This is a genomic window from Kribbella sp. NPDC003505 (assembly GCF_040610875.1).
Taxonomy (GTDB): domain Bacteria; phylum Actinomycetota; class Actinomycetes; order Propionibacteriales; family Kribbellaceae; genus Kribbella.
Genome location: NZ_JBEXNA010000005.1, coordinates 468,349 through 493,545 on the forward strand (window position 1 = coordinate 468,349; position 25,197 = coordinate 493,545).

Annotated in this window: 24 protein-coding genes and 1 pseudogene; 11 read left to right on the forward strand and 14 right to left on the reverse strand. The window is 69.6% G+C overall.

Going from position 1 to position 25,197, the window contains the following annotated elements; genetic code table 11:
• Nucleotides 1–12: 12 nt before the first annotated feature.
• The 4 genes from ABZX12_RS20225 to ABZX12_RS20240 form a co-directional block, all read right to left on the reverse strand.
• On the reverse strand, nucleotides 13–240 hold the full coding sequence (locus tag ABZX12_RS20225; RefSeq protein ID WP_355695106.1) for a hypothetical protein: 228 nt from the start codon (nucleotides 238–240) through the stop codon (nucleotides 13–15).
• 134 nt (nucleotides 241–374) lie between these two features.
• On the reverse strand, nucleotides 375–1,196 hold the full coding sequence (locus tag ABZX12_RS20230) for a carbohydrate ABC transporter permease (protein ID WP_355695107.1): 822 nt from the start codon (nucleotides 1,194–1,196) through the stop codon (nucleotides 375–377).
• Complete coding sequence (locus ABZX12_RS20235) at nucleotides 1,193–2,125, reverse strand: sugar ABC transporter permease (RefSeq protein ID WP_355695109.1); 933 nt, start codon at nucleotides 2,123–2,125, stop codon at nucleotides 1,193–1,195. The genes ABZX12_RS20230 and ABZX12_RS20235 overlap by 4 nt, the downstream gene beginning before the upstream one ends.
• Nucleotides 2,122–3,405 (reverse strand): extracellular solute-binding protein, encoded by a 1,284-nt coding sequence (locus ABZX12_RS20240; protein ID WP_355695111.1) that lies wholly within the window; start codon nucleotides 3,403–3,405, stop codon nucleotides 2,122–2,124. The genes ABZX12_RS20235 and ABZX12_RS20240 overlap by 4 nt, the downstream gene beginning before the upstream one ends.
• A 312-nt stretch (nucleotides 3,406–3,717) precedes the next feature.
• Here ABZX12_RS20240 and ABZX12_RS20245 point away from each other — a divergent pair, with 312 nt between their 5' ends.
• Together ABZX12_RS20245 and ABZX12_RS20250 are read left to right on the forward strand one after the other, a co-directional pair.
• Nucleotides 3,718–4,431: a hypothetical protein gene (locus ABZX12_RS20245; RefSeq protein ID WP_355695113.1), complete on the forward strand. Its 714-nt coding sequence runs from the start codon at nucleotides 3,718–3,720 to the stop codon at nucleotides 4,429–4,431.
• An 87-nt stretch (nucleotides 4,432–4,518) separates the two neighbouring features.
• Nucleotides 4,519–5,247 (forward strand): hypothetical protein, encoded by a 729-nt coding sequence (locus tag ABZX12_RS20250; RefSeq protein ID WP_355695115.1) that lies wholly within the window; start codon nucleotides 4,519–4,521, stop codon nucleotides 5,245–5,247.
• A 1-nt stretch (nucleotide 5,248) separates the two neighbouring features.
• Here ABZX12_RS20250 and ABZX12_RS20255 read toward each other — a convergent pair whose 3' ends face one another.
• Entirely contained in the window at nucleotides 5,249–5,977 is a 729-nt protein-coding gene (locus tag ABZX12_RS20255) for a winged helix-turn-helix domain-containing protein (protein WP_355695117.1), read from the reverse strand.
• Between the two features lie 66 nt (nucleotides 5,978–6,043).
• Between ABZX12_RS20255 and ABZX12_RS20260 the strand changes: the two genes are divergently transcribed.
• A complete protein-coding gene (locus ABZX12_RS20260) occupies nucleotides 6,044–7,186 on the forward strand; it encodes an MFS transporter (protein WP_355695119.1) in 1,143 nt (380 codons plus the stop codon).
• A 2-nt stretch (nucleotides 7,187–7,188) separates the two neighbouring features.
• A complete protein-coding gene (locus ABZX12_RS20265) occupies nucleotides 7,189–7,971 on the forward strand; it encodes an endonuclease/exonuclease/phosphatase family protein (protein WP_355695121.1) in 783 nt (260 codons plus the stop codon).
• Here ABZX12_RS20265 and ABZX12_RS20270 read toward each other — a convergent pair.
• Together ABZX12_RS20270 and ABZX12_RS20275 are read right to left on the reverse strand one after the other, a co-directional pair.
• Entirely contained in the window at nucleotides 7,942–8,808 is an 867-nt protein-coding gene (locus ABZX12_RS20270; RefSeq protein WP_355695123.1) for an alpha/beta hydrolase, read from the reverse strand. The two genes, ABZX12_RS20265 and ABZX12_RS20270, sit on opposite strands and share 30 nt — an antisense overlap.
• 153 nt (nucleotides 8,809–8,961) lie before the next feature.
• Entirely contained in the window at nucleotides 8,962–10,557 is a 1,596-nt protein-coding gene (locus tag ABZX12_RS20275) for a serine/threonine-protein kinase (protein WP_355695125.1), read from the reverse strand.
• A 61-nt stretch (nucleotides 10,558–10,618) separates the two neighbouring features.
• Between ABZX12_RS20275 and ABZX12_RS20280 the strand changes: the two genes are divergently transcribed.
• From ABZX12_RS20280 to ABZX12_RS20300, 5 genes and pseudogenes are all read left to right on the forward strand, one after another.
• A complete protein-coding gene (locus ABZX12_RS20280; protein WP_355695127.1) occupies nucleotides 10,619–11,179 on the forward strand; it encodes a sigma-70 family RNA polymerase sigma factor in 561 nt (186 codons plus the stop codon).
• A 46-nt stretch (nucleotides 11,180–11,225) separates the two neighbouring features.
• The gene (gene dhaK, locus ABZX12_RS20285; protein WP_355695129.1) at nucleotides 11,226–12,230 is read left to right on the forward strand and encodes a dihydroxyacetone kinase subunit DhaK; all 1,005 of its coding nucleotides are present in this window, start codon (nucleotides 11,226–11,228) and stop codon (nucleotides 12,228–12,230) included.
• 2 nt (nucleotides 12,231–12,232) lie between these two features.
• Nucleotides 12,233–12,853 (forward strand): dihydroxyacetone kinase subunit DhaL, encoded by a 621-nt coding sequence (gene dhaL, locus ABZX12_RS20290; protein ID WP_355695130.1) that lies wholly within the window; start codon nucleotides 12,233–12,235, stop codon nucleotides 12,851–12,853.
• Nucleotides 12,850–13,230, forward strand: a pseudogene (gene dhaM / locus ABZX12_RS20295) (dihydroxyacetone kinase phosphoryl donor subunit DhaM); the annotation flags it as partial. The gene dhaL and the pseudogene dhaM, both read left to right, overlap by 4 nt.
• An 84-nt stretch (nucleotides 13,231–13,314) precedes the next feature.
• Nucleotides 13,315–15,177 carry an HPr family phosphocarrier protein gene (locus tag ABZX12_RS20300; RefSeq protein WP_355695455.1) on the forward strand — a complete coding sequence of 621 codons (1,863 nt, stop codon included), beginning with the start codon at nucleotides 13,315–13,317 and terminating at the stop codon, nucleotides 15,175–15,177.
• Here the strand turns inward: ABZX12_RS20300 and ABZX12_RS20305 are convergent.
• From ABZX12_RS20305 to ABZX12_RS20320, 4 genes are all read right to left on the reverse strand, one after another.
• The gene (locus ABZX12_RS20305) at nucleotides 15,156–15,806 is read right to left on the reverse strand and encodes a hypothetical protein (protein WP_355695132.1); all 651 of its coding nucleotides are present in this window, start codon (nucleotides 15,804–15,806) and stop codon (nucleotides 15,156–15,158) included. The two genes, ABZX12_RS20300 and ABZX12_RS20305, sit on opposite strands and share 22 nt — an antisense overlap.
• Entirely contained in the window at nucleotides 15,803–16,345 is a 543-nt protein-coding gene (locus tag ABZX12_RS20310; RefSeq protein ID WP_355695134.1) for a GNAT family N-acetyltransferase, read from the reverse strand. The genes ABZX12_RS20305 and ABZX12_RS20310 overlap by 4 nt, the downstream gene beginning before the upstream one ends.
• Nucleotides 16,346–16,391: 46 nt before the next feature.
• Complete coding sequence (locus ABZX12_RS20315) at nucleotides 16,392–17,096, reverse strand: DUF1707 domain-containing protein (RefSeq protein ID WP_355695136.1); 705 nt, start codon at nucleotides 17,094–17,096, stop codon at nucleotides 16,392–16,394.
• 120 nt (nucleotides 17,097–17,216) lie between these two features.
• A complete protein-coding gene (locus ABZX12_RS20320; RefSeq protein ID WP_355695138.1) occupies nucleotides 17,217–19,580 on the reverse strand; it encodes a beta-L-arabinofuranosidase domain-containing protein in 2,364 nt (787 codons plus the stop codon).
• Between the two features lie 246 nt (nucleotides 19,581–19,826).
• Here ABZX12_RS20320 and ABZX12_RS20325 point away from each other — a divergent pair, with 246 nt between their 5' ends.
• Nucleotides 19,827–20,804: a LacI family DNA-binding transcriptional regulator gene (locus tag ABZX12_RS20325; RefSeq protein WP_355695140.1), complete on the forward strand. Its 978-nt coding sequence runs from the start codon at nucleotides 19,827–19,829 to the stop codon at nucleotides 20,802–20,804.
• Between the two features lie 40 nt (nucleotides 20,805–20,844).
• Here the strand turns inward: ABZX12_RS20325 and ABZX12_RS20330 are convergent, their stop codons facing one another.
• On the reverse strand, nucleotides 20,845–21,339 hold the full coding sequence (locus tag ABZX12_RS20330) for a DUF1707 domain-containing protein (RefSeq protein ID WP_355695142.1): 495 nt from the start codon (nucleotides 21,337–21,339) through the stop codon (nucleotides 20,845–20,847).
• A gap of 185 nt (nucleotides 21,340–21,524) precedes the next feature.
• Between ABZX12_RS20330 and ABZX12_RS20335 the strand changes: the two genes are divergently transcribed.
• A complete protein-coding gene (locus ABZX12_RS20335) occupies nucleotides 21,525–22,157 on the forward strand; it encodes a hypothetical protein (RefSeq protein WP_355695144.1) in 633 nt (210 codons plus the stop codon).
• Nucleotides 22,158–22,214: 57 nt separating this feature from the next.
• Here ABZX12_RS20335 and ABZX12_RS20340 read toward each other — a convergent pair whose 3' ends face one another.
• Nucleotides 22,215–22,922, reverse strand: coding sequence for a tyrosine-protein phosphatase (locus ABZX12_RS20340; RefSeq protein ID WP_355695146.1), 708 nt, complete (start codon nucleotides 22,920–22,922; stop codon nucleotides 22,215–22,217).
• A 13-nt stretch (nucleotides 22,923–22,935) separates the two neighbouring features.
• The gene (gene purL, locus ABZX12_RS20345) at nucleotides 22,936–25,197 is read right to left on the reverse strand and encodes a phosphoribosylformylglycinamidine synthase subunit PurL (RefSeq protein ID WP_355695148.1); all 2,262 of its coding nucleotides are present in this window, start codon (nucleotides 25,195–25,197) and stop codon (nucleotides 22,936–22,938) included.

Sequence of the window (25,197 nt, forward strand, 5' to 3'; positions counted from 1 at the left end):
CGCGCGAGGTTCTCAGACGAACGTCTTGACGATCGTGCGGCCGTTGACCAGGAGGAAGTGGCCGTCGTTGCGGATCTGTACGACGGTGCCTGGTCTGCGGGTCCAGAAGTCCCAGACGCAGTCGTTGCTGTTGTTGTAGGTGCAGAAGGTGCCATTCGGATCGATGTTCGCGTACGCCTCCGGCCCTGCGTTCTTGCCGGTTCTCCAGAGAACCCCGGACGGTACGTCCCGGAGATCCACAGCGGTTGCGTCACGCCGCGCTGGAGCAGCGTCACGTTCCCGTTGCGCTGCATCGTCAGCGTGAAGACGCCGCTCGCCGACTTGATCGACTGCAGTGTCTGTCGCTTTGCGGCCCAGTCTGCTGGACCGAGAGGTCACCCCTTCAGGCCGGATGCGAACCCGCGGATCACGTAGCGCTGCAGGACAAGGAAGAGCAACAGGATCGGGAGCGCCGCGAGTACCAGTCCGGCGGCGACCAGGCCGTAGTCGGACGTGTATTCGTTGACGAAAGCGAACACCCGGACCGGGACCGTCTCCCGACCGGACCCGCCCAGGTACAGCAGCGGGGTGAAGAAGTCGTTCCAGATGTGGACGGCGTTGAGGATGAGGACAGTGCCCGTGATCGGCCGCAGCAGCGGGAAGATCACGTGCGCGAACGCCTGCAGGTGCGAAGCCCCGTCGATCAGTGCCGCGTTCGTGTAGTCGGCCGGCAGCGAGCGGATGAACCCGGTGTAGAGGAACACCGTGAAGGGCAGCTGGATCCCTGTGTAGAACAGGATCATGCCCTGGTACGTGCCGAGCAGCCCGAGGTCGTTGACGAGTTGGTAGAGCGGGATCATCCCGAGCTGGAACGGCAGGATGATGCCGACCAGGAACAGGATGTAGAGCGTGTAGCTCAGGCGCGTCGCCGTACGGGCCAGGAAGTACGCCGCGAGCGAGCCGAGCACGATCAGCACCAGCACACTGCTCACCGTGATCAGCGTGCTGTTCAGCAGCGCGGAGCCGAGGGATGCCGACTGCCACGCCTCGCCGAAGCTCCCGACCGTCGGCGGATCCGGCAACGACAGCGGCTTGTTGGCGATCTGACCGGGGTCCTTGAAGGCCAGCGTCACCAGGGCGTACACGGGGAAGAGGAAGGCGACGGCGGCCGCCACCATGACGACTTCCAGGAGGAACGTGCGGGGCTTGTACTTCATGCCGTCGTCTCCCTCGAACGCAGGTACCCGATCTGGATGAAGGACACCGCCGCGACGAAGATCGCCAGCACCAGGGCGACCGCGGTGCTGTAGCCGAACTTCCCGAAGACGAAGGCCTGTTTGTACAGGACCGTCGACAGCGTGTCGGTCGCGTAGCCCGGGCCGCCGTTGGTCATCGCGATGATCTGGGTGAACAGCGTCAGGCCGCCGACCGTGGACAGCATCAGGTTGATCGTCACGGCCGGTGCGAGCAGCGGCCAGGTGATGTGCCGGAACCGGGCAACGGTGCCGGCACCGTCGACCATCGCGGACTCGTGCAGCTCGGCCGGCACTCCCTCCAGGCCGGCCAGGAAGATCACCATCGAGTACCCGGCGCACTGCCAGATGACGGTGAACGCGACCGACCACAAGGCGATCGACGGGTTGCCCAGCCAGTCCTGCCGCAGACCGCCGAGACCGATCGCGCCGAGGGCCGCGTTCAACCCGGCGTCCGGCGCCGGGTTGTACACGTACTTCCACAGGAACGACACCATCACCGGGCTGACCACGACGGGCGCGAAGAAGATCACCCGCAGCACCATCCGGCTCTTGATGCCGGTATGGACGCCGAGCGCGAGCAGCAACCCGATCCCGTTCTGGACGACGACGATCGCGACCGTGAGCAGCAAGGTGTTGCGCAGCGCGCCGAGCGCCTGGTCGTCGTGGAACAACTGCTGGAAGTTGTCCAGCCCGACGAACGACCGCTGCGCCCCCACCCCGGACCAGTCCGTGAACGCGGACCCGGCCCCGGAAAACGCCGGATACAAGACCACCAGCGCGTACACCAGCAACGCCGGCACCGCGAACAACCACGGGGGCCCGATCCCCCCACCCCGCCGCCGCGGAGTCCTGACCGCGTCCCGGCGTACCGCCTGAGCTGTGACAGTCACGCGCTCTTCCGATACGCCTCGTCCATCTTCTTCAGGGCGGCGGGGACCGTGGTCTTGCCGCCGAGGAGTTCCTGGACGACGGCGAAGTGGGTCGGTTGTACTTCGGCGTTCGGCCAGCGCTGGTCCATGAACGGGACCGCCTTGTTGTCCTTCAGGTAGGGCAGGAACGGCTTGAGCACCGGGTCGACCTTCGCGTCGCCCTCGGAGTAGAGCGGGACGCAGGCGACGGCCTCGGCCCAGGCGTTGACGACGTCCGGCTGACCGCAGTACTCGACGAACTTCTTCGCCTGCTCGGCGTGCTTGCTCTTCACGTTGATCCCGATGCCGACCACGACCCCGCCCGGGATCCAGTTGTCGGCGGCCACGTCGGTGGCCGGGAACGGGAACATGCCGAGGTCGTCCGGCGTCGGCGACGCCTGCCGGAAGGCCTGCAGCACCGCCGACACCTGCACCGCCATCGCGGCCTTGCCGGTGCCGACCATCGAGGTGGCCTGCTCGTACGTCGTCCCGTTCGGGTTGTCGTTGAAGAAGCCTTTCTTCTGCAGCTCGAGGTACTTGTCCATCGCGTCCGCCCAGCCGGAGTCGGCGAAGGACGCGTTGCCGGCAATCATCTTGTCGTCGAAGTCCGGGGTCTTCGCGTACACCGTGCCCGGCACGAGCGCGTAGTCGATGAGCTGCGTGACCCATGGGGTCTGGGCGCCGAGCGCGATCGGCACGATGCCCTTCTTCTTCAGCTTGTCGCAGGCCGACAGCAGTTCCGACCAGGTCGTCGGCACCTCGACGCCGGCGGTCGCGAACGCCTTCTTGTTGTAGATCGCGCCGAGCACGCTGGTGCCGGGCGAGAAGATGAACGTCTTGCCGTCGTTCTGGAACGCGCCCTTGAAACCGGTCGGGATCTTCTGCGTCCAGGACTGGCTGCTGAGATCGGTCAGCAGGTTCGCCTTGCTGAGCTGCATCATCGACATCGCACTGCCGTTGCCGGGGTAAACCGCGTGCAGGTCGGGAGCGTTGCCGGCCGCGAGCTGCGCGCGGAGCGCGGTCTGCAGCTGGTCGGCCGGCGAGAACGAGAGGTTGAAGTCGAAGCCGGAGTTCGCCTTCTTGAAGTCGTCCAGGGCCTTGCGCAGGCCGGCCTCCTGGCTGCCGGCGCCGATCACCTTGAGGGTGCCGCCGGACGCGGAGCTGCCGTTGCCGCCACCGCAGGCCGACAGGGCGCCGGCCAGCGTCGCACCGCCGGCGAGTTGCAGGAGCCGCCGTCGGCTGACGGACCGATCGAGTGCCATGGGTTCCTCCTGAGCGCCGAAGTACCGGCCAAGAATGTGAAGTAACCGAAAGATCGTGTTACTTTTGTCACGCGGGACGCTACGTACGGCCCGGGAGGGTGTCAAGACCTCGTTGAAAGGATTCAGTCGGGACCGGTGTGAAATGACCGGGGCGGCGGGGCGGGGAAGGAATTCCACCAGCCTCCACCGGCGTTTTGGGCGGGTGCCTGTCTCGCCTGAGAAGATGGGCGACGTGTCCATGACCGCCTCCCCGCATCCGGCGCGTACGACGTCGTTCGTGCCGCCGGAGCCGACCTGTGGCCGGGTGCGGGCGTGAGACGAGTCCTCCTGGCCGGCCTGCTGTTGCTGGCCCTGGCGCTCGGCGCCGGCGGTGGCTACTACGCGGGCGACTACCTGGACGCCCCGGAGCCGACGGCGTCCGGCACCGCCGCGCCGCTCGGCGACATCTCCCCGTCCCCGACTCCGTCACCCACCGAGCCCTCGCTCCCGGTGAAGACACCGATCCCGAACAACGAGGAGCCACTCGAGACCGGGCTGAGCTACGACGAACGCACTTTCTCGGTGACTGCGAAGGACGGGCAGTCCGTCAGGCTCTCGCTCGAGATCCCGCAGGGCTGGCGGCTGACCAGGGATCCGAAGCACACCGACCAGGTCAGGTATGTGGAGAAGGTCGAGCAACGCGGCGTGCGGGTCCAGGCGGACGAGCCGGCCGCGGAGACACCCGAGGCCGAGATGTCCCAGCTCATCGTCGATCTCAAGAAGAGCCAGGCGCCGGAGAACGACGTCCGCATCCTCGACCACACGACGGAGGTGGTCACCGGCGACGACGGCGAACCACGTTCGGTCGCGACGCTGGTCTACACCTACATCCCGGGCAAGACGCTCTGGTACGTGATCGTCCGCTGGATCGCCGTGAACGGTGCGGACACCAATGTGGAGATGAGCGTGACCGGCCTGCCCCAGGACGCGGACGCCCTGCACGAGATCCTGGAGAAGGCCACCACGTCGGTCGGCGAGGTCGGCTGACCCCTTTTCACGGAATCGTTACGCAGCTGGTGCAACCTGTCCGGGAGCTCAGGTGTCTTCTGTTAGTAGGTCTGGGGAGGTGAGGACGTGGCGAGAACGGTGACCCGGCGGGCGATGCTCGGCGCCGGCCTGCTGACGCTGGCGGGGGTCGGCGGCGCGGGCGGGTACGGCGTCGGCCTGTTCCTCACCCAGGAACCCAGCCTCGCCGGCACCGCGGCCCCGCTCGCGGTCGGCCCCGCCCCGAGCTCGAGTTCGCCGACACCGACGCCGACACCCACCGGTCCGCCGCGCAAGGTCACGTACGACGACTCGCCGGCGCTGCAGGCCGACGACCTGCGGTACGCGACCCGGAACTTCACGGTCACCGACATGTTCCGGTCCCGGATCTCGGTGCGGGTGCCGTCGGACTGGGTGTACACGAAGCAGACTCCGCCGAAGAGCGGGCGGTTCACCGACCGGACCAAGAAGCGCTGGATCCGGGTCGAGGCCGGCTTCACGATCACCCGGCCGCCCGCGGACTCCCTCGCCGCCCGGCTGAAGCAGCTCGCGGCCATCTCGAAGGACCAGATGGTGACGGTCCTGTCGCAGGAGGTGGAAGCGAACTTCGCCACGCTCGCCTATACCTACGTGCCGGACGAGGAGCTCTCCCCGGAGGGCATCCTGCGGTACGTCGTCGTGCGGTGGGTTGCCGATGACAGCGGGAACTGCGCCGTCGAGATGAGTTCCACCGGTCTCCCGCAGGACAAAGATGCGCTGCTGGACGTGCTGGACCACGCGACGGACAGCGTCGAGCGCCGCGACAGCCCGCTGGGGTAAGTCAGAGCAGTCCGGCCAGCGCTTCGCGGCCGGACTCGGTCAGGTCGACGGCTCGTTGGCCCTTGCGACGGCGGAGCCAACCGCGGGCGAGGAAGGCTTCTGTGACAGCAGAGCCCAGCTGACCCGCCAGGTGGTGGCGTTGTTCGCTCCAGTCGACGCAGAAGCGCAGGAGCGGGCGGCGGGTCAGCTGAGCGCTCAGGTCCACGCCTAAGTCGGCGAAAACCTCAGGAGCCTTCGGTCCAAGGGCGTACGGGCCGTCGGGCAGTTGCTGGGCCAGGGGGTCGTCCGGGCGACGCTCGGACCCTTTGCCGCCGTCGGTACGTCGCAGGGCGTCCCGACGTACCAGCCCTTCCAGAAGGGACACGCCGAGGCGCCCGGCCAGGTGGTCGTAGCAGGTGCGTGCTTCGCGCAGCGCTGCGGCGCGGGTGCTCTGGCGGAGAGATGTGATGGGTTGGGGCTTGGCGATACGTGCCAGCGCTTCGACAGCGGCGGCGACCTCCGGACCGGCCAACTTGTAGTACCTGTGTCGTCCGGACCGCTCGACCGTGACCAGACCGCCGTCCAGCAGCTTGTGCAGATGGGCACTCACCGTTGGCGGTGAAACACCAGCCTCGGAAGCAAGCAGCGAGGCCGGTAGCGCGCGGCCGTCCGCGAGCGCCATCAGTACCTTCGCCCGCGCTGGTTCCGCCATCAGTCCTGCGGCGCGGGCCACATCGGCGTCTCCGTCCATACCTCCCATGCTCACACCAACACACTTCGACACAACCCGAACTGTTCCGGTGGAACCGTGGAAAGCATGCTTCTCGCCTTGCTGTGCGTAGGAATCTTTCTGGTCCAGCTCGACGTCACCGTGGTCAACGTGGCGCTGCCGACGATCCGGACCGATCTCCAGACCGGCGCAGCGGGACAGCAGTGGGTCGTGAGCGGCTACATGATCGTGCTGGCTGCACTGCTGCTCGTCTGTGGCGCTTGGGGTGACCGAATCGGCCACCGACGTACCGTGCTGGCTGGGCTGGCCGTATTCGGCGGGGCCTCGCTGGCGTGCGGTGCAGCACCCAACATCGAGCTCCTCGTCGCAGCACGAGCGCTCCAGGGCATCGGCGCCGCGCTACTGCTGCCGAGCACGCTGGCCGTCATCTCCGATCAGTACGCCGACAGGGCCGCAAAGGCGCGGGCTGTCGGGATCTGGGCAGGCGCGGGCGCATTGGCGCTTGTCGCCGGCCCGCTGTGCGGCGGCGTACTGGTGCGCGGGCTGGGATGGCGCGCGGTGTTCCTGATCAACCTGCCGATCATCGCGATCGCGCTGCCCGTGGCCTGGAGGATCGTGCCGCGGCAGCAGACGGCCCGGCCGGAGACCAGACGCCGGCTGCGGATCGGCGTGGACTTCGTCGGCGCCAACGTGGTGGCCGGCCTGATGAATCTGGTCGGTCTTGGCACGCTGCTCGCCTTAACGCTGTACCTGCAGGAGTACTTGCATCACGACGCTCTGCGGGCCGGACTGGAGCTAATCCCGGTTCTGTTGCCGCTGGCGGTGCTGGGGCCGGTGTCGGGTCGGGTCACTGGTCGCTTCGGTCCGCGGCTTCCGATGTCGTTCGGCCTGGCACTGGGAGCGATCGGGTCGTTCTGCCTGCTCGCCGTAGGTCCCCGCAGCGGCTACACGGCGGTCCTGCCGGTCGAGCTGTGTCTGGGCATCGGCATGGGCTTCCTGACGGCGGCTGTCGTCAACGCTGCAGTCGCCGCACTACCGCCGGAGCGCGCCGGGCTGGCCGGCGGCGTCAACAACACGGCACGGCAAGGCGTTGGTGCGCTGGGCATAGCCCTTTACAGCACTGTCCTTGGCCACTCCGCCGCGTTCACAAGTGGGCTGCATGTCCTGGGCTGGCTGGGTGGCACGTTCTGGGTACTGGGCCTGGGAATCACTTGGCTCACAGTGGAGTAGACATGCGACTGGCGACGCAGAACGTCTGGGGTGTCCGCGGCGACTGGCCCGCACGGCTCGCCCTGTTCCAAAAGGGCTTCCAGCTACTGGAGGCCGACGTATTGACGATGCAGGAGACGATACTGACGCCTGACTTCGACCAGGTCGAGGCGATGCTCGGCCCTGGCTACCACGTTGCACACTCCTCGGAGCGCGAGTACGACGGGTCCGGCATCAGCACCGCCAGCCGCTGGCCCATCGGTGACGTGCTGGAGCTCGATCTGAACGTCACGGACCGGACCGGTGACTTCGCTTGTACGGCGCTGGTCACCGAAGTGCTCGCACCGTTCGGACGGGTCTGGGTCGCGAACCACTTCCCGGACTACCAGGTGGACCACGAGCGTGAGCGGTGCGCCCAGACGGTCCTGGTCGCACGCAAGCTCGAGGAGCTGGTGGCGGACGCCCCCGGGCATGTCGTCGTCGCCGGGGATCTGGACGCGGACGATGCCGCGGACAGCGTGCGCTTCTGGACCGGACGTCATGTGCTCGACGACCTGAGTGTCTGCTACCGCAGTGCCTGGCAGGTAACGCATCCGTACGAGCCGCTGGAGACCTTCGAGCCGGGGAACCCCTGGTTCGTCGACGGCGACTGGCCGTACCGCGGCATCGATCACATCCTCGTTCGCTGCGGGCCCGAGGGCCGGCCCACCCTGCCGATCCTGTCGTGCACCCGGACGCTCGACCAACCCGGCTCGATCCCGAGCGACCACTACGGCCTAGCTGCCGACCTCGAGGAACGGCAGTAGCCACGCGAGGGTCTCGTCCGGAGCCTCTTCAGCAAGGAAGTGGCCGGCGTCGACAGGTCCGCCGGTCACGTCGTCCGCCCAGTCGCGCCAGATGTCGAGCGGGTCGCCGTACCAACGGCCCACCGCGCCCTCCTGCTCCCACAGGACCAGCGTCGGGCACATGATGCGGCGAACGCCCCGGTCCGCGGCGTCGTGCCCGCAGTCGGTCGTCGCAGCCGCGCGGTACTCCTCGCAGATCGCGTGAACGGTCTCGGGGTCGCGGAACTGGCGAACGTACTCCGCACGCACCTCCGGTGGAAACGGGTCGCCGCCCGCCCAAGTGTCCAGGAGGTGGTTGACGAACGCCCCGGGCGCTCCGCCGATCAGGGTCTCCGCGATGGGAGCCGTCATGAACGACCAGACCCAGTACGTGAGCGCGAAGTCCTTGTCGGCGCGGTCGAAGGCGTCTCCGGTCGGTACGACGTCCAGCACGCCGAGCTTGGTCACGACCTCGGGGTGGTCGAGCGCTGTCCGGTACGCGCAGCGGGCGCCGCGGTCGTGGCCGACGAGCGCGAAGTCGCCGTACCCCAGCTCTCTCATCGCCTCGACCTGGTGCCTGCCGAGCTCGCGCATCGACTGGTCACCGGAGGAGGTGCTGTCCCCGAAGCCGCTGAGATCGGTGGCGACCACGGTGAACTCGCGGGCCAGGGCCGGCGCGACCCGGTGCCACATGACGTGTGTCTCCGGGAAGCCGTGCAGCAGCAGGAGCGGCGGACCGGCACCGCCCCGGCGTCCGTGGATCGTTGCTCCGGACACCTGTACGTCGAACTCGTCGAACTCGTGGAAACCTTCGATCACACGACCGGACGTACCCAGATCCCTGACGCGTCAGTCGACCGGCCAGATGGTGCGGAAGATCTGGGAGCGCAGGCGGTAGAACCTGCGGCGGGCGGACTGCAGCAGTGCCGGCGACGGCCGGAACCGCTCGGTCGGAAAACGCATGGAGACTTCCTAGGGGGTGTACTGCACCGAATCGGCGATCTCGGTGGCCCGGTACGGCTCCGATCCAGGCACGACGACCTGGACCAGGAGCGAGCCGCCGTCCCCGTGATCGACGACTCGTTGGAGCAGCACGATATCCGCACCGAAGCAATCGCCGGAAACCCGGTCCGTGACCGTCTTCCCACCGACCGTGTGCGGGACGGCACTGCCGGCGTTGCCGCACTGCTTGCCTTCAGGGACCGCCAGCTTCACGTTCGACACCCCGATGAAGACGCCGGGCGTCCTCCCGGACCAGTCGGCGTCCTGACTCACCCGGAAGGCCGGGGTGCCGCCGGTGCCGCCCGGCGCCGTCCAGACCGATCGGGCCATCGACCGGGCCCAGGTCTCCGGCAGCCGGACCGAGAACTGGTCCTGCGAGACGACGACCATCTTGCGGCCCGAGAGGTACCAGTGTCCGGCATACCCGGCGCCGCCGCCGAGCAGCAGCGCAAGCACCGCGGCGACCACCCACCGGCCACGCCGGCGCTTCCGCGGGGCCGAGACGACCCCGACGGCGGCGGTCTCGGCGTCCGGGTCGGCCGTGTCCGCCGGATCGGTGCCCGAGTGCGCTGTCTCTGCCCGGACGCCCTCCGTTGTCACGGAACTCGCCGCGGCGACGGTCTCCGCGGTCTCCGAGGGGTCGGCGGGCTTCACGATGGTCGGCTGGTTCTCGTCGCTGAGCGCGGTCTTCGCGTCCAGGTCGTCCGACGCGATCGTCACCGTCTCGCGGGCGGCCATCGGGAAGTCGCGGGTGGGCTCGTCGAGCGCGCCGACCAGCTGCTTGGTGAACGTCTGGACGTCCGGCCAGCGCTTCTCCCGGTCCGGGTCGAGCGCGCGGACGATCGCCGCGTCGACCTGTCCCGGCAGCTCGAACCCGAGCGAGCTCGGCGGCGGCGCCACCTTCACCCGGCTGGCGGCGCCCAGCCCGTCGACCTGGTGCGGAGACCGCCCGGTCAAGGCGGCGTACGCGACCGCGCCCAGCGAGTACTGGTCGGCGCGCTGGTCGAGCCGCTCTCCGAGCGCCTGCTCCGGAGCGACGTACGACGGGGTCCCGCCGGGCATCGTGATCCGGGACACCTCGTCGAGGGACTTGCCGAGGCCGAGGTCGGACAGCACCGCCCGCTCGCCGTCGTCGGTGCTGCGGAACAGTACGTTCGCCGGTTTCACGTCGCGGTGCAGCAGGCCGCGCCGGTGCAGCGCCTGCAGGCCGCGGCCGACCTGGACGACCACGTCGACGGCGGCGGCCAGCGGGAGGGGCTCCTTCTTCAGCCGGTCGGCCAGGGTGCCGCGGTCGGCGTACGTGAGCACCAGGAACGGCCGGCCGTCCTCGAGCTCACCGACGTCGTGGGCCTGGACGACGTGCTCGGACTCGACGCGACGCAGGAACCGGCCCTCCTCGAGGAACCGCCGCCGGACCGAGTCGTCGTGCCCCCAGTTGTCGGCGAGCACCTTGATCGCCACCTCGGCGTCCAACTGCTCGTCGTGAGCCAGCCACACGGTCGCGAAACCACCCGAGCCAAGGCGTCGGCGCACGACGTAGCGACCGAGTCTGGTTGGGACCCCCATACAGGGCATTATGGGTCATTGGAGTGTCCCTACCGGGGCCGATCGAGATGCAAAGGCGCAGATGAGCGAGAGCACCAGTCCGACCGACGACCTTGCCACCCTCGCGGAGCAGGCCCAAGCGGGCGACAAGAACGCGATGGACGACCTGCTGCGGCAGGTGTATCCGCGCGTCCTGCGGATCTGCCGCAGCGTCCTGCCGTACTCCGCGGACGCGGAGGACGCCGCCCAGGAGGCGCTGCTCAACATCGCGACCAAGATCGGCACGTACTCCGGCCGCAGCAGCTTCTCGACCTGGGTCCACTCGGTCGCGGCGAACTCCGCCCGCTCGACGTACCGCAAGCTGAAGCGCTCCGCCCAGGCCGCGCACAACCCGGAGACCATGGAGAAGCCGGACCCGCGCACCACGAGCGTGATCGCCGGCACCCGCCTGGACCTCCTGGAGGCGCTGGAGACCCTGGAGCGCGACCGACCGCAGATGGTGACCCCGCTGGTACTGCGTGACGTCTACGGCCTGTCCTACGAGGAGATCGCCGCCGAGGTCGGCGCCCCGCTCGGCACCGTCAAGTCCCGCATCCACGACGCCCGCGAGGTCGTCCGGCCGCTCCTGCGCCCCAAGGACTGAAATCGGGGCCTCCCTTTCGGCGGGCTGGTGTGCTCAGATGGGGAACATGAAGAAGCTCATCAACGACCCTGCTGATGTTGTGAGTGAGGCGCTGCGCGGAATGGCGGCGGCGCACCCGGACCGCCTGCGGGTGGACCTGGAGAACCGGATCGTCTACCGCAAGGACGCGCCGAGATCCGGCAAGGTCGGACTGATCTCCGGCGGCGGGTCGGGGCACGAGCCGATGCACGGCGGGTTCGTCGGGCTCGGGATGCTGGACGCGGCCTGCGCCGGCGAGGTGTTCACGTCCCCGGTCCCGGACCAGATGATGGCCGCGACCAAGGCGGTCGACGCCGGGGCCGGCGTGTTGCACATCGTGAAGAACTACACCGGCGACGTGATGAACTTCGAGATGGCCGCCGAGCTGGCCGCCGCCGACGCCGGCACCGAGGTGCTGTCGGTGGTCACCAACGACGACGTCGCCGTCCAGGACAGCCTGTACACGGCCGGCCGGCGCGGCGTCGGTGTGACCGTGCTGCTGGAGAAGATCGTCGGCGCGGCCGCCGAGGAGGGCCGTGCGCTGCAGGAGGTCGCGGACCTCGCCAAGCGCGTCAACGACAACGGCCGCAGCATGGGGATGGCGTTGACGTCGTGCACCGTCCCGGCCGCCGGCAAGCCCACGTTCGACCTGGCCGAGAACGAGATGGAGGTCGGCATCGGCATCCACGGCGAGCCCGGCCGGCAGCGGCTGCCGCTGGCTCCGGCCCGCGAGATCGCCGAGCTGCTGGTCGACCCGGTCGTCTCGGATCTGCCGTACCAGCAGGGCGATTCGGTGATCGCGTTCGTCAACGGCATGGGCGGCACACCGCTGATCGAGCTGTACCTGATGTACAACGAGGTCGCCCAGCTCCTCGACCGGGCCGGCATCACCGTCGCCCGCTCCCTCGTCGGCAACTACATCACCTCCCTGGAGATGGCCGGCTGCTCGGTGACGCTCCTGAAGGCGGACGACGAACTGGTCCGTCTCTGGGACGCCCCGGTGAACACCCCCGGCCTACGCTGGGGCGCCTGAGCATGGGAGTCGATTCCGTCGTCAACTGGCTGCGTGACAGTGCTGGGGTGCTGCACGAGAACGCGGCGTACCTGACCGAGCTGGATGCGGCGATCGGGGACGCCGATCACGGGATCAACATGGATCGTGGGTTCACGGCGATCGGGGAGTTGCTGGACGGTACTGAGTTCGGGTCGGCGGACGAGGTGCTGAAGAAGGCCGGGATGACGTTGGTCAGCAAGGTCGGTGGGGCGAGCGGGCCGTTGTACGGGACGTTCTTCCTGCGGTTCGGGACCGCGCTGGCCGGTGCCGACCTGACGCCGGAGACGATCGGCAAGGCGCTGCACGCCGGAGTCGAGGGGGTGCTCGCGCGCGGCAAGCCGGAGCTGGGCGACAAGACGATGTACGACGCCTGGGCGCCGGCGCTGGAGGCGTACGACGGCGCGGTCGCGGGCGGAGCGGATCTCGGTACGGCGCTGACCGCGGCGGCCGAGGCGGCGGCGAAGGGGCGGGACGCGACGATCCCGCTGGTCGCGCGGAAGGGGCGCGCGAGCTACCTGGGTGAACGCAGCGCCGGCCACCAGGACCCCGGCGCGACCAGTACGACGCTGATCTTGGAGTCCGCGGCCCGCACGCTGTCATGATCGGGATCGTGGTGGTGTCGCACAGCCGTGCGCTGGCCGACGCGGCGGTCGGGCTCGCCGCGGAGATGGTTGCCGAGGACAAGCGTCCGGTGATCGCGGTGGCGGCGGGGCTGGACGCGACGACGTTCGGGACCGACGCGATGGCGGTGTCCGAAGCGATCGGCGCCGCCGACAGCGCGGACGGCGTCCTCGTGCTGCTCGATCTGGGCAGCGCGGTGCTGAGCGCGGAGATGGCGCTGGAGTTCGTCGATCCCGACGTGGCCGCGCGGGTGCGGCTGACGAGCGCACCGCTGGTCGAGGGCCTGGTCGCCGCGGTGGTCACGGCGTCGACCGGTGCTTCGCTGGACTCCGTTGCGGCCGAGGCGGTGCGCGGTCTGGCCGGCAAACAGGACCATCTCGGCGATACCCCGGCCGCCGAGGCCGCACCGATTGCCGAGGCCGATCGCACCGTGGAAGTCCTGGTGGGCAACGAGCACGGGCTGCACGCGCGGCCTGCTGCTCGACTGGTCGGGCTGGTGAACGGGTTCGACGCCGCGGTCACGCTCACCGACCTGGACACCGGCCGTGGACCGGTGGACGCGGGCAGTCTGAGCATGGTCGCGACGCTGAACGCCCAGCAGGGGCACCGGTTGCGGGTCGGCGCGAGCGGTCCCGAGGCCGCCGCGGCGCTGGCCGCGATCGAGCAGCTGGCGAAGCAGAACTTCGGCGACGAACCGGCCGTCACGGCGCCGGTCCCCGCAGCTGGGTCGGCGGGCGGATCCGGGCTGGATGTGGCGATCGGTCCCGCCGTACTGGCCGGCGCCGCGGTGGACCTGGGTGGATACGTTGCCGGTGACAACGAGCCCGGACGGCTGGAGGACGCGCTCCGGACCGCGGCCGACGAGCTTCGGGCCCTGCGGGACGGCAGCGCGGAGCACGGTGGGATCTTCGACGCGCACCTCGCGCTGCTGACCGATCGCAAGGTGCTCGACGACGTGCGTACGGCGATCTCGGGCGGCGAGTCCGCGCCGGTGGCCTGGAAGCAGGTGTACGACGAGCTGGCGTCCACCTTCGAGGCGCTCGACGACGCGTACCAGCGGGAACGGGCGCAGGACGTCCGCGCGGTGCGGGACCGGGTCCTGCGTGCGCTGACCGGGACCCCGACGGAGGAAGCCCCGGCCGACGGCATCCTCGTCGTACCGGAGCTGGACGCGGCGACTGCGGCCACGCTGGATGCCGCCCGGATCGCCGGGATCGCCGTACGGGCAGCGGGTACGACGGGACACGGGGTGATCGTGGCCCGGTCGCGCGGGATCCCGTTGATCACCGGGATCGGGAACGTCGCGGTTCCGGCCGGGACGACGGTCGCGTTCGACGCGCGGACGGGGTCGTTCGAGGTCGCGCCGGACGAACAGGCCGTCCGCGCGACGATCGCGGAGCGGGTGCACGAGCGACGTCAGGCACTCGAGGAGGCGGACCGGCCGGCAGTCACCCGGGACGGCAGGACGATCGACGTCCTGGTGAACGTGGGTGTCCTGCAGGACGCTGTGGACGCGCGCGGCGCGGACGGTTCCGGGCTGGTGCGGACCGAGGTGCTGTTCGGGGGCCGCCGGACTGCGCCGACCGTCGACGAGCAGGCCGAGACGTTCCGGGCGATCGCGCGAGCGCTGGGCGGGAAGCCGATCACGATCCGCACCTGGGACATCGGCGGCGACAAGCCGCTCCCGTTCCTGCCGCAGGCCGCGGAGGCGAACCCGTTCCTCGGCGAGCGCGGTCTGCGGGTGTTCCGTCACCGCCCCGACCTGCTGCGCGACCAGCTCGCAGCGGTCCGGCGTACGGCGGCCGAGACGCCGGTGCACGTGATGTTCCCGATGGTGACGACGGCCGACGAGGTCGACTGGGCGCTGGCGGAGCTCGGCCCGCGCGACGGTCTCGAGGTCGGGATCATGGTCGAGGTCCCCGCGGCCGCGCTGCGGGTCGCGACGCTCGCCCGGGATCTCGACTTCGTCAGCATCGGCACCAACGACCTCACGCAGTACACGACCGCGGCCGACCGCACCAACGCCGCGGTCGCGCCGCTCGCCGACGGGCTCGATCCCGCCGTACTCCAGCTGATCGACCATGTCGCCCGCACCGCCGGGGTCCGCGTCGCGGTCTGCGGCGACCTGGCCAGCGACCCCCAGTCCGCCGTACTGCTCGCTGCTCTCGGCGTGACAGAGCTGAGCGCCGTCGGGCCGCAAGTGCCGCTGGTCAAAGCGCGGCTACGGCAGGCCGACCTCGGGCTGATCGACACTGCCGCTGTGCTGGCGGCTCGGGACGCCGCTCAGGTGCGCGGCTTGCTGTAGTAGCGCAACTCGACCAAGTTGAAGCCAGAGGTGCGCTCCGGCTTCGCAGGAAGTGTGTAGGACTCTCCCGGCTCCAGGTAGGTCACGTCAGGGTGCTGCAGATCCAAGTCGACGACCAGGGCCGGGTACGGGCCGGTGTGCCAGGTGTAGGACTCGCCGGCCTCAGGGGTGACGTGCTGCACGCGGACGTCGTCCTCGTCGACGACTACCTTCGTGGGGATCTCGCCGGCCTGTTCGAAGCCTGCCGCGGCGGTGTCGACCCCGAAGTACGGGTCGCCCGATGCCTCCTCTCCCAGGTCGAGCACCTCGATCAGGCGGTTCAGGTACAGCGCATCGCCGTCGTTGGTCAGCATGTGCACCGGGGAGACCGGACGGTAGACCGATCCGCCGACCGTCTCGCTCAGGTGCCGTGCCGGGCTGCCGTCCAGCCAGTCCATGTGGCACGGCGACGTCGACAGGCACAGGACGACGTACGGGTTGTGGTGCAGGTGCCAGCCCTGGGCCTCACCCGGCTGCAGGGACACCTCCCAGACGCGGACCCGGGAGTTCTTCAGCAGCACGCGGGTCCCGATCTCACCGAGCACGACCTCGGTGCCGTCAGGGGCGGTGACAGTTGTACCGGCGGTCATGCCTTCTCCTCAATTGGTCGTTCCATCGCGACACCGGCGAGCAGGGTGCCGTCCGGCATCGGCAGCTGGGCGGACTCCACCTCGGTGAAGCCGAAAGCCTTGTAGAGCGGTACGCCGGGCAGCGTCGACATCAAAGCGAGCTTGGTGAACCCCTCCGCGCGAGCCGCGTCGGTGCAGGCGGTCAGGATCGCCCGGCCGAGCCCACGCCGCGTCCAGTCCGCCCGGACGAACATCGCCCGGATGCGGGCCGGTTCGGTCGCCGGGTCGAGCAGCCGCTCGTCCGCTCCCGCCGTACTCGCGTTGAACAGCTTGTTGCGCCGGCTCCACCCGCCGCAGGCGACGACCTCACCGTCCGCCTCCAGCACGTAGTAGGTGCCGTCGTCGATCAGTGCCGTGTCCAGCGTGGTGATGTGCTCGGCGGCACTGGCTGTCTGCTCCGCGTCGTAGTACGCCGGGAACTGCGTCTCCACCGCGGCCCGCGCCAACTCAGCCACCGCGGGCCCGTCCGCCATCACCGCCAACCGCAACTCAGCCTCCACGCCCACAGGCTAGTTCACGACTCAGGGTCGCCGTCGCGAGGAGCCGTCACTTGCGGAATCGTCTTCCGCGGTACGTCCAGGCGATCTTCGCGCCGACCAGGAGCAGGAAGAGCAGCACCGTGACGGCGCTTGCGCCGGACGTCAGAGCGTTGCCCAGGATGATCGCGATCACGACGACCACGGGCAGCGAGATCCAGAGGATCGTCGCCCAGTTGGGAGGCTGCGTCCCCGGCGGCGGCTGGTACGGCGCGGCCAGCGTGGGCTGCGGCAGGCCCTCGAAGATCGGCTCCAGGTCCGCCCGGATCCGGGCGGCGAACAGCAGATCCGTCCGCCGGTCGAGCTCCGCCTGGTCGATCCGGCCGGCGGCGAACTGGTCCGCCAAGGCGGCCGTACACACGGATCGGTCGTCGTCGGACAGCCGTAGCTTCTCCAGCGGCGTTCCCGGCGGTTGCGGCGGCCGGACGACCTGGACGGCCATCGAGCCGAACACCTTCGCCATGGTCTTGAGCGGCGATTCGACCAGGTCCTCCATGAGCTTCAGCCGGCCGGCCCCGGCCTTGGTCAGCTCGTAGTCCGGCGGGCCGGAGTCCTGCGGGCGCTTGACGACGAACGTGCCCGTGATCAGGTCGTTCAGCGCAGCCTGCACCCGCCCGTCGCTCGCGCCGGTACGGCGGACCAGCTCCGCGCGACTCAGCGGCGCGAACCGCAGGTGCTCCAGAAGCGCGTGCTCCAGCGCCGGGTCGTTCTCCACAGATTCCCCCCTCGACAGCCCCAGGTCATTGTCGCAGGCACACGTGGTCATCGAACCCACACGGAAAGCTGCAGGAAGCTGCAATCTCACGCGTGTGAAATGAGGGCGACGCCGCACCGGCTAGACAAACAGGAGCTGGAGCAAGCCTCCGGAATACGTCGGACGCAGTACGGCCTCCACCCGGACGTACTGCGTCCGCACCGGCGTGAACGCGGCCGTGTTGAGCCGGTCCACCACCACGTCGTACGGCGTGGTGTTCTGGACCGGCCGCCACGTGTCACGGTCGAGCCACAGCACCTGCCACGACTGCGGCACGCGGCACTGCCCGGAGCCGGTGTCGTCGAACCAGTACGCGGACGCCTGGGACAGCTCCCGGACCGAGCGCAGGTCGTACTCGATCCACTCCGTCGTACCTCGCCGGTCCCACCAGGTGAAGCGCGGAATCGACGTGTCCGCGGAGGATTGCGGCGTACGGCCGGAGTCCGGCGCCTCGAGCGAGTCCCCGTCGTTCACGTGCGACGCCGTGATCCTGGTGCGATAGCTCCACTCCCTGCCGTCCGGGGCGACCTGTGGGAACGACGTGACCCGCAGGCGGGCCGCACCCATCGGGATGAGCGTCACGGTCTCCACAGGCTCTTCCGACCGGGCCGGACTCGGTTGCAGCAGCCCGACGACGTCCTCGGTGTCTGTCTCCCACTGCGGGATCCGCTGCGCCTGCGTGGTCAGCGCAAGCGGCACACCCTCGGTCGTAAAGGGGTTCTCGCCCGCCTGCCGCCGTACGACGTCGAAGGAGGCGCCGGCGACCAGCCCGTAGTTCCACGGTGACTCGGGATAGACCGAGAGCTCCGGCCACTCGTCCGTGCCGCCGATGCGTTCGTAGCGTTCCTCGATCTGCAGCGAGTAGGTCAGCGGACCACGGTCCACGGACACCGAGTGCTGGTTCTCCTCCCACACCCGGGTGGTGGTGTGCATCGGCAGCGTGAGCTCGATGCGATCGCCGGCCTGCCAGGTGCGGTCGACCTTCATCCAATCGCCGGACGTGCGCACCGCCTGCCCGTTGACCTTTACGGTGGCGTCCTGTGTCCAGCCAGGACGCCTTAGATAGAAGGGGAATCGGACCGGTCGCGCGCTCTGCACAGTGAACGTGATGGTGTCCGAGAACGGGTACTCCGTCTCCTGTACCACGGTCACCGTCTCACCCGAGCCCGCTCCGACGGTCGCGGTCACCTTGCTGGCGGCGTACATGGACGCGGCCAGCCCGTTGTCCGTTGTGGCCAGCCACAGCTCCTGCACGTAGTACGGCCAGCCCATGCCGTAGTTGTGCGGGCAGCACCGGTACTGATGTACGCCGTACTTGTACGCCTGCATGGCGAACGGATTCTCGAACTGGCCGTGCTTGCGCCCGTCGTCGAGCTGCACGCTGTTCGCGCAGGTGATGTAGTGCATCACCTGCTGCCGCGGGTCGTACGACGCTGTCAGCGAGTTGAAGGCCAGCTCTTCACACCTGTCTGTCCAGGCGACGTCACCGGTGAAGCGGGTGAGCATCTCGCAGCTGTGCATCAGCTCGACGATCCCGCACGTCTCGAACCCCTGCCGCGGGTCGACGAACCCGGGCCGCGAGTTCTCGTCGCCGGCGAAGCCACCGCCCGGGAACTGGCCGTACATCCCCATCACCGTCGCGTAGTTCCGGTACGTCGCTGCTCGGTGCTCGGCCTCACCGGACAGCAGCCAGTACTGCAACGGCTCGCGGAAGCCCTGCGCCAGGTTGACGTTGTGCCAGGTGGGGATGCCACGGACGTAGTCCGCCGACCCGCTGTGCATCTTCGTCACCAGGTCGAGCAGCCACGGCTCTCCGGTGCGGTTGTAGAGCCAGTACGCGCTGTCGATGTTGTCGCCCCAGCGGAACGCACCCCACGACCGGTTGAACACCTCCGCCGGCTGCGTGTTCTGGAAGCCCAGGTACTTCGTCATGAACGGAATGACCCGCTCGTCACCCGAGTACTCGTACCAGGACCGGAACGCGGCCAGCAGCGGCATGCCCGGCCAGAAGTCCGGCCCGTCCTCCAGTGAGGTCCGCAGCCGCTCCGGACCGAACCAGCCGTCGGGCGCCTGGGTGGCGAGGATGCCGTCCATCCATCGCTGCATCCTGGTCAGTACGCCGGTGTCGCCGGTGACGTACCCGAGGTCGCCGAAGCCGCGCAGCCAGTACGGCAGCTCCTCCCACGCCCCCTGCGCGGGGTCGACCCAGCCGTTGCCTTCGTAGACCAGGAAGTCCGAGATCTCGTCGTACCGGCCGCACAGGCCATTGACCTGCAGGTCGAGCTGCTGCGCGAGCCAGCCGCGGGCCTCGATCGCGCCGGGCGGGAGCTTCTGGAACGGGACCGGCAGGAGCGGGGCTCGCTGCGGGACGTAGTGCCCGCCGCGGCCGGCCGGCAGCCCGGACGGATGGGCGGCCTCGGCCTGGGCCGGATCGACGGCGGTCATGACCGCCGCCGCGGCGAGGGAAACACCAAGGAAGTCACGTCGGGGCATTCCTTCGGGAGTGGGTTCGGGCATGGGTGTGCCTTTCGGGTGACGGGGGCGGACATCACACCGACGGAAAGACCGCACACGTTTTCCGTCGTTGACAACGTAGGACTACGGATCCGGCGGGTCAAGATCGAAGCCCAGGTCAGCAGGGCTTTTCGAGAGATCCTGCTAGGCTTCGGCGCAAGATCGGAAGGAAACATGATGAAGAGGCCAGCGGTACGGATGGTGGATGTCGCCGCGCTCGCCGGCGTGTCCGCCGGCACCGCGTCGAAAGCGCTCAGCAACACCGGGCAGCTGAGCCAGGAGACCCGGGACCGGGTACGCCGGGCCGCGGCGCAGCTCGGGTTCACACCGGACGCCCGGGGTCGTGCGCTCTCCTCCGGCCGCACGTACACCGTGGCGCTGCTGACCACCGACAGCTCGGGCCGCTTCAGCATCCCGATCATGCGCGGCGTCGAGGACGTGCTCAGCGCCGGCGAGCTCGCGACCGTCCTCTGCGACACCCGCGACGACCCGCTCCGGGAGCAGACCTACCTGCGCTCCCTCGTCGCGCGGAGCGTCGACGGCATCGTCGTCACAGGCCGGCGTACCGAGCCGCGGCGGCCGATCGACGTACCGCTGCCGGTTGTCTACGCGCTGGCCGCCTCGACGAATCCGGCCGACGCCTCGGTGATCGTCGACGACGCGGCCGGGGCCGCCGCGACCATCACCCACCTGCGCGGGATCGGTCGCACCCGCATCGCCCACGTCACCGGCCCGGCCGATCACCGGTCCGCCGCCGAGCGCGCCAAGGCCATCGCCGCTGACCTGTGCACCGAACCGCTCTTCGGCGAGTGGAGCGAACGCTGGGGCCGCCAGGCCACCGACCTGGTCCTGCGTCAGCGCCCGGACGCGATCAGCTGCGGCAGCGACCAGATCGCCCGCGGCGTCTGCGACCGGCTCCGCGAACTGGGCCACGCGGTCCCCGAGGACATCGCCGTCACCGGCTACGACAACTGGCCCGTCATGGCGCTGGCCAGCCGCCCGCCGCTCACCACCGTCGACCTCCGCCTGGAAGACCTCGGCCGCCGCGCGGCAACGCTCCTGCTGGAAGCCATCGCCGGCAAGCCGCACCACGGCGTACTGGAACTCCCGGCCCAGCTGATCACGCGGGAATCGACGCTAGGCCCTGCCTGGTGATCCAGCGCGCCGCAGCAGGCGATGGATCACCAGGCAGGGCCTACGTGCCTGAGCGGCGGCGCTCCTCGCGTTGCGGCCGGGACGCCCAGCGGTAGGTGAAGAACACCCACGCCAGCGCGGGCAGTCCGAAGATCGCCGCCGCGACCTCGCGACCGAACACCAGGAACACCAGCCCGAGCAGTGCGAACGGCAGCGCCATCCACACCGCGCCCACGAACGCCGCCCACCGCCACCGGCCGGGCTTGCGCGGCGCCGGCTTGTACAGCGACGGCGTCGGCAGACCGGCGAACACCGGCTCCAGGTCTCCGTGCGTGACGGCGTCGTTCAGCAGGTCGACCCGGCGGTGCAGCTCGGCCTCGTCCAGCCGGCCGATTGCGAACTGCTCGGCCAGCTCGTCCGTGCAGACGTGCCGCTCCTCGTCGGTGAGCCGGATGTTGACCATCCGGCGCCGGGCCGCGACCTCCCGGGCCTCCTGACCGGCCGCCGTCGCATACCCGATCAGATCGCCCGGTTTCACCGGCCGCCGCTCCGCCATCCGCCTCACCTCACCTCGTCCCTTCGAGTGTGCCAGACGCGCCGCAAGGCGTCGTCTGACGTCGCACCGGAGTGCTTGGTTGGCGAGACGCTGATCACAAGAACCGCACTCAACGTCGTCGCGGCATCGAGTCATCTCTGATCTCGACGGGCCGAACGGAGCCCCTTGACGATGGAGAAACAGACATGAAGAAGACGCTCACCGCTCGCGTTCTGGCCGGCGCCGCGATCATCGCCGCCGCGGGGCTGTTCGTCGGGATCGCGCCGAGCGACGCCGCGGTTCCGGCCCGGACCGCCGCCGTCAGCGCGCACGCCAAGCCCGCGCTGAAGGCGTCCAGCCTGCACTTCGGCTACAAGTGCTGGGGCCGCGGGAGCCACTGCAACGTCGCGGTGTACGCACCGACGGGCTGGAAGTTCACCCAGCTCAGCCGCGAGCAGGCGAAGTTCACCGACAGCTCAAACACCTGGATGCTGCGCGTCAACGGCGGCCTCGGCGGCAAGGTCAGCACGACGCGCGCCGCCGACCAGCGCATCCACGCGCTGCGCAGCGTCGCCGGCTTCAAGCTGGTGTCCCGCACCAACGGCACCGCACCGTCGAAGGTCGGCTGGTCCGCTCCGCGCGTCGCCTACACGCAGATCACCTACACCTACCGCGACGGCGCCCGCGGCCAGCGCTGGGTCACCACCCGCTTCGTCGACACCTTCGAGAACGGCCGCCGCGCCTACATCGAACTCACCGTCGCCGGCCGCCCCCAGGACAAGGCCGGCCTCACAAAGGTCCTCACCGTGGCCACCGAGCGAGTGGCACTGGTCGGTTGATGCAGCCCGCGGAGCGGCGTACGTAGCCGGTCGCCGCTCCGCGATCCCGTCGTCCGTTCAGCTGATGGGAAGAAGCATGCGGTTCCGTAGCCGGGTGAGCTGGTCGTGCGCCAGCCCGTTGGACGCGAGGAAGGCAGGCACGTCGACCGAGCTGAGGAACGCGAGCAGCTCGGCTCGAGCAGTCGCGCAATGCCTCTCCAACGCGTCCGCGGAACGTCCCGCTTCGCCGGCCCCGGGGTGCTGCTGGTAGTAGGTGTTCATGGTGCGGACGGCCAGCTCGTAGTCGTCGACGATGCAGTCCACCGGCGTGCCGGCCACCGACAGGAGCATCGCGACGATCATGCCGGTGCGGTCACGGCCCGCCCTGCAGTGCACGAGCACCCCGCCGACGGGGGCGTCCGCGATCCGCGCGAACACACCGGTGACCAAACCCGGCCAGCGCCGCAGTACGTCGCGGTAGTACGCCGGACTGTCCAGCCGCAGTCCCCACTCGGCCATGAAGACCTCGTCGTGCGGATCCTCGATCGGATGGTGGTGCTGGACCACGGCGTCGATGACCTGGACCTCCAGCCGCTCGGCCTCGTTGCGGAGGTCCACGACGGTACGGATCCCGGCCTCGGCCAGTTGCCGTCCGCCGAGGTCGCTGAGTCCGTCAGGCCGCGCCGACCGATAGACGCGGCCCGGCTGGATCGGCCCCGAGCCCGCGGGCAGGCCACCGAGATCGCGCGTGTTCACCGCACCGTCCCAGACCTGCTCGCGGTTCATCGCAAGGTCGCAGTCAGCTGAGGGCCGACGGCAGTGTGGAGGTCCACGCCTCGCGTAGCTCGGGCAGGGGGATCTCGAACTGGTCCTGGACGTCGAGGGTGTCGCCGGTGATCACGCCGATCTTCGCGTGCGGGAAGCGGCGGGCGGTGCACATGTCGGTGAACCGCACCTCTTCGGTCCGCGGTACGGCGACGACCGCGCGGCCGGCCGACTCCGCGAACAGGAACAGGAACGGGTCCAGCCCGTCCGGCGCCCACACCCGCGCGCCGACGCCGCCGCGCAGCGCCGACTCGGCCAGCGTCTGCGCGACGCCGCCGTCGCTGACGTCGTGCGCCGCGTCGATCAGCCCGTCGCGGGACGCGTTGATCAGGATGTCGGCCAACTGCTGCTCCGCCGCCAGGTCCACCGCCGGCGGCCGCCCGCCGAGGTGACCGTGGATCACGTGCGCCCACTCGGAGCCGGACAGCTCCTCCGCGGTCTCGCCGAGCAGATACAGCTGGTGGCCCTCCATCTCGGCCGTGAACCCGATCGGCGTCCGGCGGGTCACGTCGTCGATCACGCCCAGCACGCCGACCACCGGCGTCGGCAGGATCGGCGTCGCACCGGTCTGGTTGTAGAACGAGACGTTGCCGCCGGTGACCGGCGTACCGAGCTCCCTGCACCCGTCGACCAGGCCGCGGATCGCCTCGGCGAACTGCCACATCACCGCCGGGTCCTCGGGCGAGCCGAAGTTCAGGCAGTCGGTGACCGCGACCGGCCGCGCGCCCGTCGTCGCGACGTTCCGGTAGGACTCCGCGAGCGCGAGCTTCGCACCGGTGTACGGGTCGAGCTTCGCGAACCGCCCGTTGCAGTCGGTCGACACCGCGACCCCGAGGCCGCTGGTCTCGTCGACCCGGATCATGCCGCTGTCCTCGGGCTGCGCGAGCACCGAGTTGCCGAGCACGTACCGGTCGTACTGGTCCGTCACCCAGGACTTGTCGCAGAGGTTGGGCGAGGCGACCAGCGTGAGCAGCGTTTCCCGCAGTTCCGCGCCGCTGCTTGCCCGCGGCAACTTCTCGGCGCCGTCCGCCTGCAGCTCGTCCTGCCAGTCGGGCCTGGCGAACGGGCGCTCGTACACGGGACCCTCGTGCGCGACGGTCCGCGGCGGTACGTCGACCACGCGCTCGCCGTGCCAGTCGATCTCCAGCCGGCCGGTGTCCGTGACCTCGCCGATCACGTCGGCCTGCACGTCCCACTTCGCGCAGATCTTCAGGAACGCCTCGACGTTGTCCGGCGTGACGACCGCCATCATGCGTTCCTGCGACTCGCTCATCAGGATCTCTTCGGGCGCCAGCGACGCGTCCCGCAGCGGCACCTTGTCGAGCGAGACGTGCATGCCGCCGTCACCCGCGCTGGCCAGCTCGGATGTCGCGCAGGACAGGCCCGCGCCGCCCAGGTCCTGGATGCCCTCGACCACACGCGCCTGGAACAGCTCGAGCGTGCACTCGATCAGCAGCTTCTCCATGAACGGGTCGCCCACCTGCACGGCAGGCCGCTTGGTCGGGCCGCCGTCGGCGAACGTCTCGGACGCCAGCACGGACACGCCGCCGATCCCGTCGCCGCCCGTCTTCGCGCCGTACAGGATGATCTGGTTGCCGACGCCGCGGGCGTTCGCCAGGTGCAGGTCCTCGTGCCGCATGACGCCGACACAGAGCGCGTTCACCAGCGGGTTCCCGACGTACGTCGGGTCGAAGACGACCTCACCGCCGATGTTCGGCAGGCCGAGGCTGTTGCCGTATCCACCCACGCCGGACACGATCCCCGGCAGCACCCGCTTCGTGTCGGGAGCGTCCAGCGGGCCGAACCGCAGCGGGTCCATCACCGCGACCGGGCGGGCGCCCATCGCGAGGATGTCGCGGACGATGCCGCCGACCCCGGTCGCCGCGCCCTGGTACGGCTCGACGTACGACGGGTGGTTGTGCGACTCGACCTTGAACGTGACCGCGTACCCCTCGCCGATGTCGATGACGCCGGCGTTCTCACCGATGCCGGCGAGCATCTTGCCGGCCGGGGTCTCCTGCGGGATGTCGGCGAACTTGCGCAGGTGCACCTTGGACGACTTGTACGAGCAGTGCTCGCTCCACATCACCGAGTACATGGCCAGCTCGCAACTGGTCGGCCGCCGCCCGAGGATGTCCCGGATGCGCTGGTACTCGTCCGGCTTCAGCCCGAGCTCAGCCCACGGCTGCTCGACGTCCGGCGTGTTACTTGCGTTGCTCACAGTGTCGGTCGACAA

Excerpts from the sequence above, each read along its gene's own strand:
- ABZX12_RS20230 (WP_355695107.1), bottom strand. The coding sequence starts at position 1,196 with ATGAAGTACAAGCCCCGCACGTTCCTCCTGGAAGTCGTCATGGTGGCG.
- ABZX12_RS20240 (WP_355695111.1), bottom strand. The coding sequence starts at position 3,405 with ATGGCACTCGATCGGTCCGTCAGCCGACGGCGGCTCCTGCAACTCGCC.
- ABZX12_RS20255 (WP_355695117.1), bottom strand. The coding sequence starts at position 5,977 with ATGGACGGAGACGCCGATGTGGCCCGCGCCGCAGGACTGATGGCGGAA.
- ABZX12_RS20260 (WP_355695119.1), top strand. The coding sequence starts at position 6,044 with ATGCTTCTCGCCTTGCTGTGCGTAGGAATCTTTCTGGTCCAGCTCGAC.
- ABZX12_RS20265 (WP_355695121.1), top strand. The coding sequence starts at position 7,189 with ATGCGACTGGCGACGCAGAACGTCTGGGGTGTCCGCGGCGACTGGCCC.
- ABZX12_RS20275 (WP_355695125.1), bottom strand. The coding sequence starts at position 10,557 with ATGGGGGTCCCAACCAGACTCGGTCGCTACGTCGTGCGCCGACGCCTT.
- ABZX12_RS20280 (WP_355695127.1), top strand. The coding sequence starts at position 10,619 with ATGAGCGAGAGCACCAGTCCGACCGACGACCTTGCCACCCTCGCGGAG.
- dhaK (WP_355695129.1), top strand. The coding sequence starts at position 11,226 with ATGAAGAAGCTCATCAACGACCCTGCTGATGTTGTGAGTGAGGCGCTG.
- dhaL (WP_355695130.1), top strand. The coding sequence starts at position 12,233 with ATGGGAGTCGATTCCGTCGTCAACTGGCTGCGTGACAGTGCTGGGGTG.
- ABZX12_RS20305 (WP_355695132.1), bottom strand. The coding sequence starts at position 15,806 with ATGACCGCCGGTACAACTGTCACCGCCCCTGACGGCACCGAGGTCGTG.
- ABZX12_RS20320 (WP_355695138.1), bottom strand. The coding sequence starts at position 19,580 with ATGACCGCCGTCGATCCGGCCCAGGCCGAGGCCGCCCATCCGTCCGGG.
- ABZX12_RS20325 (WP_355695140.1), top strand. The coding sequence starts at position 19,827 with ATGAAGAGGCCAGCGGTACGGATGGTGGATGTCGCCGCGCTCGCCGGC.
- ABZX12_RS20330 (WP_355695142.1), bottom strand. The coding sequence starts at position 21,339 with ATGGCGGAGCGGCGGCCGGTGAAACCGGGCGATCTGATCGGGTATGCG.
- ABZX12_RS20335 (WP_355695144.1), top strand. The coding sequence starts at position 21,525 with ATGAAGAAGACGCTCACCGCTCGCGTTCTGGCCGGCGCCGCGATCATC.
- ABZX12_RS20340 (WP_355695146.1), bottom strand. The coding sequence starts at position 22,922 with ATGAACCGCGAGCAGGTCTGGGACGGTGCGGTGAACACGCGCGATCTC.